Source organism: Streptomyces sp. NPDC050759, from assembly GCF_044456945.1.
Taxonomy (GTDB): domain Bacteria; phylum Actinomycetota; class Actinomycetes; order Streptomycetales; family Streptomycetaceae; genus Streptomyces.
The window spans coordinates 321,658-335,634 of sequence record NZ_JBITGI010000009.1; the positions used below are offsets into that span (position 1 = coordinate 321,658).

Here is a 13,977-nt window from a genome sequence, read left to right on the forward strand (position 1 = left end):
CGTACGTCCTCAGCGCTGGGCCGTCACCCACGTGGCGATCTGCGTTCTCGTGTGGAAGCCGAGTTTGTTGAGGATCCGTTCGACGTGGCCCTCGGCGGTGCGGCGGGCGATGACCAGGCGGTCGGCGATCTGCTGGTTGGCGAGCCCCTCGGCGACGAGTTCGGCGACCTGGGCCTCCCGTGGGGTGAGGCGGACCTGGGGCCTGTCCGGCGTGGGCGGGGGTGTCACGTCGGGGAGCCCGGGTTCCTGGAGCGCGTACCCGACGAGTTCGGTGAGGGTGAGGCCCGCGCCCCGCTCGTACGCGGCGGTGAACGCGGTGGCGCCGAGGGCACGCCCCGCCCGGCTCTCCGTGTCCCGCCGCAAGGAGTTGAGTGCCTCGGAGCCCCACCTCCCCTGGTCGACTGCGGCCCAGGACCGGTCGGCCCCGCCGAGGAGAACGGCCGCCCGCTCGTGCGCGGAGCGCTCCGTCGCGATACGTGCCGTGAGGTCCAGCGTGAGGGCGAGGCCGATGAGGTCGTTGACGGCGAGTTTGAGCCGGAGGGCCTCGCGGGCGTACTGCTCGGCGCGGGGCCAGTCCTGTTTCACGGTGTGGGCGAGGGCGAGCATGCGCAGCGCGTAGGAGCGGACCCATTCCTCACCGTGCTCCTCGCAGAGCCGCAGGGTCTTCTCGCAGACCTCGACGGCCCGGTCGGCGTGGCCCAGAAATCCGAGGGCGCAGGCGAGTTCGACCTGGTCGAGGCCGACCAGGCTGAGGTGCTGGCCGGGGACGGGCCCGCGGGCGACACCGGCCTCGAAGTGGGCCAGCGCGGCGGAGAGGTCGTCGGCGAAGAGCCGGATGACCCCGATGACGTACTCCGCGTGGGCGGCTTCGGCGGCGTCCCCGAGACCGCGGGCCAGGTCCCGGGCCTCCTCGGCCCGGCGCAGTCCCCTGGTCAGATCCTCGGGGCACCCGGCCAGCAGCCCGGCCACCCACAGCCCGCGGGCCCGCTCGGACGTCGTCTCCGGATTCGCCTCCAGGGCCCGCTCCGCCCAGTAACGGCCCTCGCGGGGAGCCCCGCAGGCATGCCAGTAGAACCACAGGGTCCCGGCGAGCCGCAGCCCGGCGAGGGCATCGGCGGGGGTCGGCGCGACACCTTCGCGGGGGCCGCCCGGGGTGGCCGATGCGGCGGAGCGGGTCGCGGGGCGGGTCGCGGGGTGGGTGGCTGTGCCGGGGCCCGCGGCCATGACGGACGCTGGGCCCCGGAGGGCGTCGGCGGGGGTCGGCGCGACACCTTCGCGGGGGCCGCCCGGGGTGGCCGATGCGGTGGAGCCGGTCGCGGGGCGGGTCGCGGGGTGGGTGGCTGTGCCGGGACCCGCGGCCATGACGGACGCTGGGCCCGAGTCACCCGCGCCGAATGCTCCGTCGGGGCCCGGCGCGAGGGCCGCACCGCCCGCCCCCCGCAGGCTGAAGTCCAGTGCGGCCCGCAGGTTGTCCTGGTCTGCGCGGAGCCGGGCGACGATCTCCCGCTGGCCGGGACCGAACCAGGCCTGTTCGCAGGCGGTGGCCCGGCGCAGCATCCAGTCCCGGTGCCGGCGCCGGGTGGCGAGCTCCTCGCCCTCCGTCCCGCGCAGCCTCTCCAGACCGTAGTGCCGCAACGTGTCCAGGAGCCGGTAGCGCACCCCGTCAGGGCCCGGCTCCCGGGAGAGCACGGACTTGTCGACGAGGCCGGCGATCGCGTCGAGTACGTCGGCACCGTGGAGGAGGTCGCCGTCCGCGCAGACCGCCTCCGCCGTCTCGAGGTCGAAGCCGCCGGCCGGGACCGAGAGGCGGGCCCAGACCAACTGTTCGCGTGCGGTGCACAGTTCGTGGCTCCAGTCGACCGCGGCCCGCAGGGTCCGGTGGCGTGGGAGGGCCGCCGGGCTGCCGGAGGTGAGCAGGCGGTAGCGGTCGTCGAGGCGTTCCAGGAGCTGTTCCACGCCGAGCACGCGCATGCGGACCGCGGCGAGCTCGATGGCGAGGGGAAGTCCGTCGAGGCGTCGGCAGAGGCGGGCGACGGCGGCCCGGTTGCCGGCGGTCAGCGCGAAGCCGGGGACGACCGCGGCCGCGCGGTCGGCGAAGAGGGCCAGCGCCGGGTAGCCGTCGGCCGCGGACAGGTCGCCGTCCGGATCGGGCACCGGCAGCGGTCGTACGTCGAGGAGGTTCTCCTCGGTGAGGCCGAGCCGGTGCCGGCTGGTCGCGAGGATGCGCACCCCCGTGGTGCCGCGCAGCAGCGCCGCCGCGAGCCCGGCACAGGCCCGCGGCAGGTGTTCACAGTTGTCGAGGACCAACAGCACCTTGTGGTCCCGTACATGGGCGACGAGGGCGTCCGTCGGCGGCCCGGCGGAGTGGTCGTGGAGGCCGAGCGCGTCGGCGACGGCGAGCGGGACCAGCTCGGGGTCGCGCAGGCCCGCCAGGTGGACGAAGCGGACGCCGTCGGGGAAGGTGCGCTCCGCGCGGGCCGCGATGCGTGCGGCGAGGCGGGTCTTGCCGACGCCGCCGGGGCCGGTCAGCGTGACCAGGCGGGCGCGGCTGAGCAGTTCGCGTCCCGCGGCCTGTTCACCGCGCCGGTCGACGAAACTGGTCGTCTCGACCGGCAGGTGTCCGGCCCGCCGTGGCGCTGATCCGCCCATGATCAGCCAGCCCTCCGAAGTGTGGTCGGAGATCCCACTGTGCTGCCGGCTCTCACATATATGCACCTACGGCTCACACCCGTGGGTGCACTTCCCAATGGATCACGCCGTGGCGCACCGATCCGCGTACACTGCGCGGCCCTCTGGGCACACCAAGGCCCCACAGCCGACGCACAGTTCAGGCCATCGCGTCTTTATTCGCTCTTGACCTGACCATGTCACAAGCAGACGATGAGCGGCACACCCGCACCGGCAGCACGTCGCTGAACCGCCCCCCGCTCCACTCCCCCACTTCCGGAGATCCCGGAAACCCCGGAGAACCCAGGAGACTTCATGCGACTTCGCATACGCGGATCCGGCGCCCGCGGCGGCACCCGCTACGCCGCCCTCGCCGCCGTTCTGGCCCTCGCCCTCGCGGCCCCGCTCTCCGCGAACGCCGACAGTGCCCCGAAGGCGGCACCGAGCGCCGACATCGTCCGGCAGTACGAGATCCACCAGCACACAACGCCCGTGACCCGTACGGCGATCCAGCAGAGCGGCGTGACCGTCGACGAGGCCGACGAGGAGACCGTGGTGGTCTCCGGGCGCCCGAACCAGATCAAGAGACTGCGTCAACTCGGCTACCAGGTCGTGGAGTTGGGTGCGGCCCCGGACCGGGTCGCCGAGGACGAGGTCCGGCTGTACGACTTCCCGTCGGCCGACTCGCGCTACCACAACTACGCCGAGATGAACGCCGAGATCGACCAGCGCCTCGCCGCCTACCCGAACATCATGAGCAAGCGGGTCATCGGCAGGTCGTACCAGGGCCGGGACATCGTCGCCATCAAGATCAGCGACAACGTGGCGACCGATGAGGCCGAGCCCGAGGTGCTGTTCACCCACCACCAGCACGCCCGCGAGCACCTCACGGTGGAGATGGCCCTGTATCTGCTGCGCGAACTCGGCGCGGGCTACGGGAGCGACTCACGGGTGACGAACATGGTGAACAACCGTGAGATCTGGATCGTCCCCGACCTCAACCCGGACGGCGGCGAGTACGACATCGCCACCGGCTCATACCGCTCGTGGCGCAAGAACCGGCAGCCCAACTCCGGTTCCTCGGCCGTCGGCACCGACCTCAACCGCAACTGGGCCTACCGCTGGGGCTGCTGCGGCGGTTCGTCCGGATCGACGTCCTCCGAGACCTACCGGGGTACGGCCGCCGAGTCGGCGCCGGAGGTCAAGGTCGTGGCCGACTTCGTGCGCAGCCGGGTCGTCGGCGGGGTCCAGCAGATCAAGTCGAACATCGACTTCCACACGTACAGCGAACTGGTGCTGTGGCCCTACGGGTACACGTACTCCGACACGGCGACCGGCATGACGGCGGACGACAACGCCGTGTTCAAGGCCGTCGGGCAGAAGATGGCCGCGAGCAACGGGTACACGGCGGAGCAGGCGAGCGACCTGTACATCACCGACGGGTCGATCGACGACTACCTCTGGGGCACCCACAAGATCTTCTCGTACACCTTCGAGATGTATCCGTCGTCGAGTTCCGGTGGGGGGTTCTATCCGCCCGACGAGGTGATCGAGCGGGAGACCTCGCGGAACCGGGACGCGGTGCTGCAGCTCCTGGAGAACTCGGACTGCATGTACCGGTCCATCGGGAAGCAGGCGCAGTACTGCTGACAGGTTGTCGGGGAGCTGCGGGTCCGTTGTGGCTGGTCGCGCAGTTCCCCGCGCCCCTAGTGGGTTTCCTCGGGCTCTTCTTCCGCTGTTTCGGGAGTTTCGTCCTCGAAGTACTCGTCCATCACCGCGTCCAGTTGCTCGTCCCACTCCGCGAACCTGGTCCTTGACGTCGCCTCGATCTCGATCGGGTACCAGCGGCGGTCGGGGGTGTGCACCGTGATGGTGAACCGCTTGCCGAAGCGCGGGGACTCCGTCTCGACGGCGCCGATCTCGTCCCAGCGGAACTCGCAGGCCTGGTCGTCGAGGAAGAGGCGTACGCCCTGGTGATCGGCGACGATCCTCGCGCGCCGGTCGGAGGCCTCGAAGACGGGCCCGTCGGCGACTTCCTCGGCGACTTCGGTCTCCTCGGAGACCGCCGCCTCCGCCGCGGGTTCGTCGGCCTCCACGGCCTCCTCCGCCTTGGACTCCTCCGCCTCGCCGGTCACGGGTGAGGTGAGCCCGGGGATGAAGGCCGGGTCGAATCCGGCGCCTTCCAGGGGCTGGCTGCTCGAACCTATGCGCTGCTCCACAGCGGGCAGTATGGTCGACGATCCTGTGCTCGACACAGCCGGCCCCTACATCGTTATCGGACGCCTACATGGGGCCACACCGCCTACACGAACACACTCAGGACCGCCGCGACCACGAAACCCGCCACCGACAGCACCGTCTCCAGCACGGTCCACGTCCTGAGGGTGTCCCGCTCGCTGATGCCGAAGTACTTGGCGACCATCCAGAAGCCCCCGTCGTTGACGTGCGAGGCGAAGATGGAGCCGGCCGAGATGGCCATGATGACGAGCGCGACGAAGGCCTGGGAGTGGTCGCCCTCCGACAGCAGCGGCGCGACGATGCCGGCCGTGGTGACGATGGCGACCGTCGCCGAGCCCTGGGCGACGCGCAGGACCACCGAGATCAGGTAGGAGAGCACGAGCACGGGCAGGCCGACGTCGTTGAAGGTGTCGGAGAGCGCCTGGGCGACCCCGCTGGCCTTGAGGACCGCACCGAAGACACCGCCCGCGCCGACGACGAGCAGAATGTTGCCGACCGGCTTGAGGGACGCGGTGGACACCGTCTCCAGGGACTTGCGGGACCAGCCGCGGCGGATGCCGAGCAGGTAGTACGCGAGCACCAGGGCGATCGTCAGCGCCACGAAGGGGCTGCCGAAGAACTCGATCACCGAGCGGCCCGTGGAGGGGTCGAGCGCGATCGAGGAGAAGGTGGCGGCGAGGATCAGGACCAGGGGCGTACCGATGATGCCGAGGACGGTGCCGAGCGGTACGGGGTCCTCGCGCGGTACGACACCCTGCGTCCGCTGCTCCTCGATCACCGCCTGCTTGGCCTCCGCGGCCGCCTCCACCATGTCCTGCGGTACGGCGACGAAGATGCGGCGGCCGACCCATGCCGAGTAGGCCCACGCGGCCAGTACCGCGGGGATGCCGCAGACGATGCCCATGAGGATCACCCAGCCGAGGTCCACGTGGAGCAGACCGGCGGCCGCGACCGGGCCGGGGTGCGGGGGCAGGAAGGCGTGGGTCATCGAGAGGCCGGCCAGCAGCGGCAGACAGTAGAGCAGGATCGACTTGCCGCTGCGCTTGGCCGCCGCGTACACGATCGGCGCGAGCACGAAGATGCCGACGTCGAAGAAGACCGGGATGCCGAAGATCAGACCGGTGAGGCCCATGGCGAGCGGGGCGCGCTTCTCGCCGAAGAGGTTCAGCAGCCGGGACGCCAACACCTCGGCGCCGCCGCTGACTTCGAGGATCGCCCCGAGCATCGTGCCGAGGCCGATGATGATCGCGACATGGCCGAGGATGCCGCCCATCCCGGACTCGATGGTGGACACGGCGTCCGACCGCTGGACCGTGCCGAAGAGTTCGGTGACCGAGAGACCCGCGAGCAGGCCGACGGCTATGGAGACGCCGAGCAGCGCGACGAAGGGCTGGAGTCGCGCCTTGATGATCAGGAAGAGGAGCAGGGCGATACCGATGGCGGCGACCGTGAGGAGACCGGCCGTGCCGTCGATGAGGAGGAGCAGACCACCGGTGTGCGGGGGTGTCTCGGTGGTCGCGGCGAGCGGTAGGGACATGGGGGAGGTCCTCTGGGTAAGTACATGGAGCTTTCGGGCAGGGGGCATCGCGGAACGGCCCGGTCAGGGGCCGCACCGGTCACGGCGTGCGGGAGTTCGGTGGAGCCGGCGGAGTCTCAGCCGAGAACGGCGAGCGCGTCGATCTCGATGAGGAGCCCGGCGGGAAGGCCGACGTAGACGGTGGTCCGCGCGGCGGGCGGGGCGGTGAGGCCCTGCTCCTCGAAATAGGCGTTGTAGATCGCGTTCATCTCGGCGAAGTGGTCCACGTCCGTGAGATAGACGCGGATCATCATCGCGTCGTCCCAGGAGGCGCCGCCCTCCTCCAGGATCGCCTTGACGTTGGCGAGGGTCTGGAGGGTCTGTTCGCGCAGGGTGGGCCCGGCGGGCGTGGGGGCCTTGCCCTCCTCGGCCGGGAGGAAGCCGACCTGTCCGGCGACCTGGAGGATGTTGCCCTTCTTCACCCCGTGGGAGAACTTCGCGGGCGGGGTGGTGTGGGTCGTGGGGGTGAGCGCGATCTTGTCCGTCATACGGTGTCCTTGGGGTCCTTTGCTGGGGTTCTGCCGGAGTACTCGCCGCTGATGGCGTCGGCCGTACGGCGGACCTGCGGGAGCAGGGTGAGGAGTTCCTCGGCGGTGACGACGACGTTCGGCGCGGAGACCGACATCGCGGCGACGACCTTGCCGTCGGCGCCGCGGATGGGGGCGGCGACGCAGTTGATGGACTCCTCGTGGCCACCGAGGTCGGTGGCCCAGCCCTGTTCGCGCACGCGCTCCAGCTCCTTGAGGAAGGCGGGGGCGTTGGGTGTCGAACGGGCCGTGTACAGGGGGTAGTCGAGCTTGTCCGCGAGGGCGCGGAGCTCGGCTTCGGGGAGGTCGGCCAGCAGCAGCTTCGCCACGGCCGCGACGGTGATGGCGACGGGCTTGCCGATCCGCGAGTACATCCGCACCGGGTACCGGCTCTCGACCTTGTCGATGTACAGCACCTCGGCCTCCTCGTACACGGCGAGGTGGACGGTGTGCCCGCACAGCTCGTTCAGCCGTACGAGGTGGGGGTGGGCGATCTCGCGGATGTCGAGGTTCTCCATCGCCTCCTGGGCGAGGGCGATGAGACGGGCGCCGAGGCGGTAGCGCTGGTCGGACTGGCGGTAGACCATGCCGTGTTCGTGGAGGGTGCGCAGGAGTCGCAGCGCGGTGGACTTGTGGACACCGAGGCGGTCGGCGACCTGACCGAGGTCGGCGGGGCCCTCGGCGAGCAGCGGCAGGATGCTGAGTGCGCGGTCGACGGTCTGACTCATGGGGTGCGTACCTCCTCCGTGGCCGTACCGGCTTGCGTCCAGCCGGGGCCGAGTCGAAGTGTCCCCCACACGTCGTCCGCGACGGCGGCCAGTCGGTCGGTGGTGTCGCGGGTGGGGGGCGTCGCGAGGTCGCCGGGGGTGGTGAGGGCGGCGGCGGCGTAGAGGTGACCGTGACGGAGGCGGGTCTTCAGGGGAAGCCCGCGAAGAGTGGCGGAGAGAAACCCGGCAGCGAAGGCATCACCGGCGCCTGTGGTCGCCACGACGTCCACGTGCGGGGCGGGGACGAAGGTGCCCGGCTCCGGGGCCGGCCGGGGGTGGGTGTCACTGGCCCCCGCCTGCGAAGTGCCCCTCTCTGCAGGGCCGGAGCCGCCCGCAGGCTGCGTGGGACCGGGTGAAGGGCCAGCACCTTGCCGCCGGGAGTGGGTGTCGCTCACCCGCGCTTGCGCGGTGCCACCTGTCTTTGGGTCGGGAGCCGACCCAGCGGCACGACTGCCCGCAGGCCGGGTGGGCATGGGAAAGGGCGCAGCAACTTGTATCTGACGGCCGGTGTCCGACTCAAGGGGCGCGGGGCTGTGTCGATATGCGGCTCCGCCGCGGGGCGCGACCAGCCCCCACCGGCCCGCAGCCGACACGAATGCCGTGGCCCCCACTCCCCCCTGCTTCACCACCAACACCCCCGGCTCCGGCAGCGCGGCCCGGATCGCCGACGGTCCGCCCGAGATCCCCCATGCCTCCTCCGCCTCGTCCTCCCCCACGAACACGATGTCGGCCCCCCGAGCCAGCTCCAGCAGCACCCGCGGACCGTCGGCGTCCCGCCACAGTCCGGCCCGGTGGTTGACGTCGAAGGACACCAGCGGCCGGTCCTCACCCGGCGCCATCAGCGAACGCAGCAGCTGCAGACACTCCTCCGACAACGCCGCCGTGATCCCCGACAGATGCAGCACCCGAGCCGCCCGCACCGACGCCAGGTCCACGTTCTCCACCGACATCGCCGACGCGGCCGACCCCGCCCGGTAGTACGCGACCTCGTGCGCGTCCGTCGCCCGGTCCCCCGCCGTACGGAAGTACACCCCCGTGGGACGCGAGGAGTCCCTCCCCACGGCGGAGACATCGACCCCGCACGCCGCGACCGTCTCGACCAGGTGATCCCCGAACCCGTCAGAGCCGACCCGGCTGACCCACCGCACGGTGTGGCCGGCGGCAGCCAACCCGCACGCCACGTTCGACTCCGCCCCACCGATCGACCGGTCGAAGGACGGCACGTCGGCGAGCCGGCCCGCACGCGTGGGCAGGAACGTGACCATGGACTCGCCGAGCGCGACGACGTCCACGACGTCGGGGGCATTCACGATGGTCGTAGCTCCCTTGATTGACCCGGCATTGGCGTGGATGTTAGACAGCAGTAAGCGTTATACGCAATGGCTGTTGCAGATACTGCAACTCACCTGATCAGGGAGGCCCCGTGTCCCTCGCCCGCCTCGCAGAGGACCGCGTCGACCACCGTTTCAAGGGCCTCCCCCCGGACGCGGACGGCCTGTCCGTCGCCGAGCTGACCGCCCAGCGCCGCAACCTCTTCACCGACGGCTTCACTACCCCGGTCCTCGCCCTCTCCGCCGAGCGCCTGGAGCACAACCTCGCGCTCATGGAGACGTACGCCGCCCGCCACGGCCTCGCCTTCGCCCCGCACGGCAAGACGACCATGGCCCCCCAGCTCTTCCGGCGCCAGATCGAGCACGGCGCCTGGGGCATCACGCTCGCCGTGCCCCACCAGGTACGCGTCGCCCGCGCCTTCGGCATCGAGCGGATCTTCCTCGCCAACGAACTCGTGGACCCCGCGGCGCTGCGCTGGATCGCCGGGGAACTCGCGGGCGACGAGGACTTCCGCTTCGTCTGCTACGTCGACTCCGTGCGCGGAGTCGAGCTGATGGACGCGGCCTTGCAGGGCGCCGCCCGCCCCCTGGACGTCGTCGTCGAACTCGCCGCCGGGGAGGGCGCTCGCACCGGTGTCCGTACGGAGGCGGAGTGCGCGGCGGTCGCCGACGCGGTCGTGGCCACCGGGACGCTACGGCTCGTCGGCGTCGCCGGATACGAGGGCGAGGTCCCCGGGGCGGACCCGGAGCGCGTCCACACCTGGCTGCGCCGGCTCGTCGCCCTGGCCGCCGACTTCGACAAGGCGGGTCGGTTCGCCGCGGTGGGAGCGGACGAGATCGTGATCAGCGCCGGCGGCAGCGCCTGGTTCGACGCGGTCGCCGACGTCTTCGCCGAGATCCCCGAACTCTCCCGCCCCGTCCTGAAGTTGCTCCGTTCCGGCGCCTACGTCTCGCACGACGACGGCCACTACCGCAAGGTGACCCCCTTCAACCGGATCCCTGAGGAGGGCGCCCTGGAGCCCGCGTTCCGCCTGTGGACGCAGGTCGTCTCCCGCCCCTCCCCCGAGCAGGCGTTCACCAACGCGGGCAAGCGGGACGCGGCCCACGACCTCGACCTACCCTTCCCCCAGGTGGTCCGCCGGGGCGACGCCGAGCGGCCGGCCACCGGCATCGAGGTGACCGCCCTCTCCGACCAGCACGCCTGGCTGCGCACGGCTCCCGGGGTCGACCTGGAGGTCGGTGACTGGCTGGGCCTCGGCCTCTCCCACCCGTGCACGTCCTTCGACAAGTGGCAGCTCATCCCCGTGGCGCAGGCCGACGGGACCGTTGTGGAATACATCCGCACGTTCTTCTGAGACACGTTCTGCTGAGACACGATCTGCTGGGACACGATCTGCTGGGACACGATCTTCTGAGACGCAAAGGGAGTCCGGCGATGGAAGAGCTCGTCATCCGGGACGCCGACGTCGTCGACGGCAGCGGCGCCCCCTCGTACCGCGCCGACGTGGTGGTCGACGGCGGCCGGATCGTCTCGATCGTCAAGGAGGCGGCCGACGCGGGCTGCCAACGCCCCACGGCGAGAAGGGAGCTGGACGCCGAAGGCCTCGTCCTGTCCCCCGGCTTCATCGACATGCACGCCCACAGCGACCTGGCCCTGCTGCGCGATCCCGACCACAGCGCCAAGGCCGCGCAGGGGGTCACCCTCGAGGTCCTGGGCCAGGACGGGCTGTCGTACGCGCCGGTCGACGACCGCACCCTGGAGGAGGTCCGCCGCGCCATCACCGGGTGGAACGGCTACGGCGACGACATCGACTTCGACTGGCGGTCGGTGGGCGAGTACCTGGACCGCCTCGACCGCGGGATCGCCGTCAACGCGGCCTATCTGATCCCCCAGGGCACGCTCCGCGCGCTCGTCGTCGGCTGGGAGGACCGCGAGGCGACCGCGGAGGAGCTGGACCGTATGCGCCGGCTGGTCGCGGACGGCATGGAGCAGGGCGCGGTCGGCATGTCGTCGGGCCTGACCTACACCCCGGGCCTGTACGCCAAGGACGCCGAACTGACCGAGCTGTGCCGGGTGGTGGCCGAGTACGGCGGCTACTACTGCCCGCACCACCGCTCGTACGGGGCGGGCGCGCTGGAGGCGTACGAGGAGATGGTCGCCCTGACCCGGGAGGCCGGCTGTTCCCTCCATCTCGCCCACGCCACCATGAACTTCGGCGTGAACAAGGGCCGGGCGCCGGAGCTGCTCGCCCTCCTGGACGAGGCGCTGGCCTCGGGTGCGGACATCAGCCTGGACACGTACCCCTACACCCCCGGCTCGACGACCCTCGCGGCCCTGCTGCCGAGCTGGGCGGGCGAGGGCGGTCCCGAGGCCGTCCTGAAGCGGCTGGCGGACGACGACACGGCCGAGCGGATCCGGCATCACCTGGAGGAGATCGGCGCCGACGGCTGCCACGGTGTGCCCGTCGAGTGGGACACCGTCGAGATCTCGGGCGTCGGCGACGCGGCCTTCGCCGATTTCGTCGGCCGTACGGTCGCGGAGTCGGCCCGCTCGCTAGGCGAGAGCCCCTGGACGACCGCCCGCCGGCTCCTGCTCGCCGACCGGCTGGCCCCGTCGATCCTCCAGCACGTGGGCCACGAGGAGAACGTCCGGACGATCATGCGGCACCCGGTGCACACGGGCGGCTCCGACGGCATCCTGCAGGGCGCCAAGCCGCATCCGCGGGCGTACGGCACGTTCCCGCGGTATCTGGGCACGTACGTGAGGGAGTTGGGCGTCCTGTCCCTGGAGGAGTGCGTCGCGCATCTCACCTCGCGCCCGGCGTCCCGGCTGCGTCTGCCGGACCGCGGCCTCGTCAGGGAGGGCTACCGGGCCGACCTGGTCCTCTTCGATCCGGAGACGGTGGCACCGGGGTCGACGTTCGAGGACCCTCGCCGGTTGCCGACCGGTATCCCCCATGTCCTGGTCGACGGACGGTTCGTGATCGAGAACGGCCTGCGCACGGACGTGCTGGCAGGCCGGGCGGTCCGTCACAGTCCCGTGCGACGGAACGCCCCGCACAGCGCTACGGCTTAGGCAGGGTGCACGCGCTCGCGTTCAGGTTGAGCTGGTTCCCCGTCGTGAAGCAGGCCGGGATGTTGTAGATCTCCTGGGCGTAGTTGATGCCCTCGCGGACGGTGACGTTGCCGTTCGCGTCGACCTCGCACGGGTTGTTCTCCGTGCAGGTCTCGCCGTCCTCGTTGCCGGTGTTGTTGACGGCGACGACCTTGCCGGTGGCCTGGTCGATGACCGGCGAGCCCGAGGTGCCGCCGATGGTCTGGCAGGCGGAGGTGTAACGGACCGAGTCCTTCCAGGTCCAGTCACCCTCCTTCAGGCGGTACGCGAACCCGTCGATGTTGCAGCTGTAGAGCCTCTTCCAGTAGCCGGAGGCCACGGTGATGGCGGTCCCGGCGGTCGGGTGCGTGTCCTGCACGGTGAGCGGGGAGATGCCGTACGAGCTCTTGATCGCCGCGTACGTGCTGGTGAGCTGATAGATCGAGACGTCCGTGTCGGTCATCGTCCCGTAGGCCAGCTTGCTGGCGCGCAGGGTGGCGACCTTGGTGCCGGCGGAGTTGAGCAGTCCGAAGGTCCGGCTGGAGGCCTGGTTGGTGAGCACCTCGCCCGGCTCCGGGAAACCGGTGGTGAGGCAGTGCCCGTTGCTGAGCACCAGCGCCGGTGCGGTGTCCAGGGAGTTCGGGAACCGGATGACCGAGCCGGAACAGTTGCTGAGCGAGACAGTACCGGCGAGGGTCACGGCCTTCAGCTGGGGCGACGGTGACGTGAGCTGGGACAGACTCGCCGTGGTGGACGTGACCACGTCGTGGACCACGGAGGTGACCGTGTCCGTGCCGACGCCCTTGCCCACGCTCGCGGCCGTGGGTTCGGCCGCGACCGCGGGTGCCGTACTCAGCCCGGCGAAGGCCAGGATGCTGAGCGCGGCGACGAGAGGCTTTCTCATGTGGGGGTCCCCTCTTGCGACTTGGGCGGCCGGAAATCTTCCGGCCGCCCGCGATTTTGTCATGCACATTGTGAAGAGAGGTGGGTTATTGGGCAAGAAGCTGTGTCGGCATGGGCAACTTACCCAGTTGGACGGTTACTTGGGGCCTTTGGTACTGCCCTGTCCGTGTCCTTTGCCGTTGGAGTTGCCCGGACCGTCGGTGGAGGCGGAGCCCGACGAGGGCGAGGGTGTCGGCGATGGCGAACCCGAAGAGGTGGGCCGGGTGCCGGAGGAGGCCCCCGCCGACGGACTCCCATCCGTCTCCGGGCCCGCGGACGCATTCGCGGAGGTGTCCACGCCGTCCGCGGCGGCATCGGAGGCCGTCGCCCCCGGGACCGCCGGGCGGGCGGAGGACGCCGGATCGGTGGCGTCGTTCGTCCCGGTGGAGGCCGAGGGGGTGCCGTCCTTCCGGTCCTGTGCGGGCCCCGAGGAGGATCCCGAGGAGGACAGGCCCGCGATCAGGGCCGCCGCCGACACCACCCCGACGGCCCCTACGGCCACGACCACTCGCCGCGAGCGCCGGACGCCCGTGCCCTGCGCGGCGCGCCGCCGGGCGGCGCGGCCTACGGGCCGCGGGCCGGGCGGCTCCAGGTTGCCGGGCTCCGGGGCCGCGGGTTCGATCCGGGGAAGCTCGGCCGTCGCGTCGTACGCGTTCTGCCAGCCGTGCGCCACCGCCGGATCCGCGTACTCCTCGTACGCCGGGGCCGGTGCGGGCGGCGGCTGGTAGACGTTCGGCGCCCCGGACTCGTACTCGACTGGCCTCGACATGGCGTCGGATTGTAGAGACGGATGTGGCAGGTGGGACAGCTACCGGCGATAACAGCCCAAATGGAC

Annotated in this window: 11 protein-coding genes; 3 read left to right on the top strand and 8 right to left on the bottom strand. The window is 71.1% G+C overall.

Going from position 1 to position 13,977, the window contains the following annotated elements; translation table 11 throughout:
* Positions 1 to 9 precede the first annotated feature (9 nt).
* Complete coding sequence (locus ACIBJB_RS26985; protein ID WP_398933885.1) at positions 10 to 2,649, bottom strand: LuxR C-terminal-related transcriptional regulator; 2,640 nt, start codon at positions 2,647 to 2,649, stop codon at positions 10 to 12.
* A 333-nt stretch (positions 2,650 to 2,982) separates the two neighbouring features.
* On the opposite strand from ACIBJB_RS26985, the gene ACIBJB_RS26990 reads away from it, so the two are divergent.
* Entirely contained in the window at positions 2,983 to 4,317 is a 1,335-nt protein-coding gene (locus ACIBJB_RS26990) for a M14 family metallopeptidase (protein WP_398933887.1), read from the top strand.
* A 56-nt stretch (positions 4,318 to 4,373) separates the two neighbouring features.
* Here ACIBJB_RS26990 and ACIBJB_RS26995 read toward each other — a convergent pair whose 3' ends face one another.
* From ACIBJB_RS26995 to ACIBJB_RS27015, 5 genes are all read right to left on the bottom strand, one after another.
* Positions 4,374 to 4,886, bottom strand: coding sequence for a hypothetical protein (locus tag ACIBJB_RS26995; protein WP_398933889.1), 513 nt, complete (start codon positions 4,884 to 4,886; stop codon positions 4,374 to 4,376).
* An 83-nt stretch (positions 4,887 to 4,969) separates the two neighbouring features.
* Complete coding sequence (locus ACIBJB_RS27000) at positions 4,970 to 6,442, bottom strand: GntP family permease (protein WP_398933891.1); 1,473 nt, start codon at positions 6,440 to 6,442, stop codon at positions 4,970 to 4,972.
* A gap of 116 nt (positions 6,443 to 6,558) precedes the next feature.
* Entirely contained in the window at positions 6,559 to 6,969 is a 411-nt protein-coding gene (locus tag ACIBJB_RS27005; RefSeq protein ID WP_398933893.1) for a RidA family protein, read from the bottom strand.
* Positions 6,966 to 7,736, bottom strand: coding sequence for an IclR family transcriptional regulator (locus ACIBJB_RS27010; protein ID WP_057609937.1), 771 nt, complete (start codon positions 7,734 to 7,736; stop codon positions 6,966 to 6,968). Before ACIBJB_RS27010 ends, ACIBJB_RS27005 begins: the two co-directional genes overlap by 4 nt.
* On the bottom strand, positions 7,733 to 9,085 hold the full coding sequence (locus tag ACIBJB_RS27015) for a PfkB family carbohydrate kinase (RefSeq protein WP_398933895.1): 1,353 nt from the start codon (positions 9,083 to 9,085) through the stop codon (positions 7,733 to 7,735). The genes ACIBJB_RS27010 and ACIBJB_RS27015 overlap by 4 nt, the downstream gene beginning before the upstream one ends.
* 113 nt (positions 9,086 to 9,198) lie before the next feature.
* Here ACIBJB_RS27015 and ACIBJB_RS27020 point away from each other — a divergent pair, with 113 nt between their 5' ends.
* Entirely contained in the window at positions 9,199 to 10,461 is a 1,263-nt protein-coding gene (locus ACIBJB_RS27020) for an amino acid deaminase (RefSeq protein WP_398933897.1), read from the top strand.
* 80 nt (positions 10,462 to 10,541) lie between these two features.
* On the top strand, positions 10,542 to 12,182 hold the full coding sequence (locus ACIBJB_RS27025) for an amidohydrolase family protein (RefSeq protein WP_398933899.1): 1,641 nt from the start codon (positions 10,542 to 10,544) through the stop codon (positions 12,180 to 12,182).
* Here the strand turns inward: ACIBJB_RS27025 and ACIBJB_RS27030 are convergent.
* Positions 12,172 to 13,104, bottom strand: a complete 933-nt coding sequence (locus ACIBJB_RS27030; protein ID WP_398933901.1) for a serine protease — start codon at positions 13,102 to 13,104, stop codon at positions 12,172 to 12,174. The genes ACIBJB_RS27025 and ACIBJB_RS27030 overlap by 11 nt on opposite strands.
* 135 nt (positions 13,105 to 13,239) lie before the next feature.
* Positions 13,240 to 13,911 carry a hypothetical protein gene (locus tag ACIBJB_RS27035; protein ID WP_398933903.1) on the bottom strand — a complete coding sequence of 224 codons (672 nt, stop codon included), beginning with the start codon at positions 13,909 to 13,911 and terminating at the stop codon, positions 13,240 to 13,242.
* Between the last annotated feature and the right edge of the window lie 66 nt (positions 13,912 to 13,977).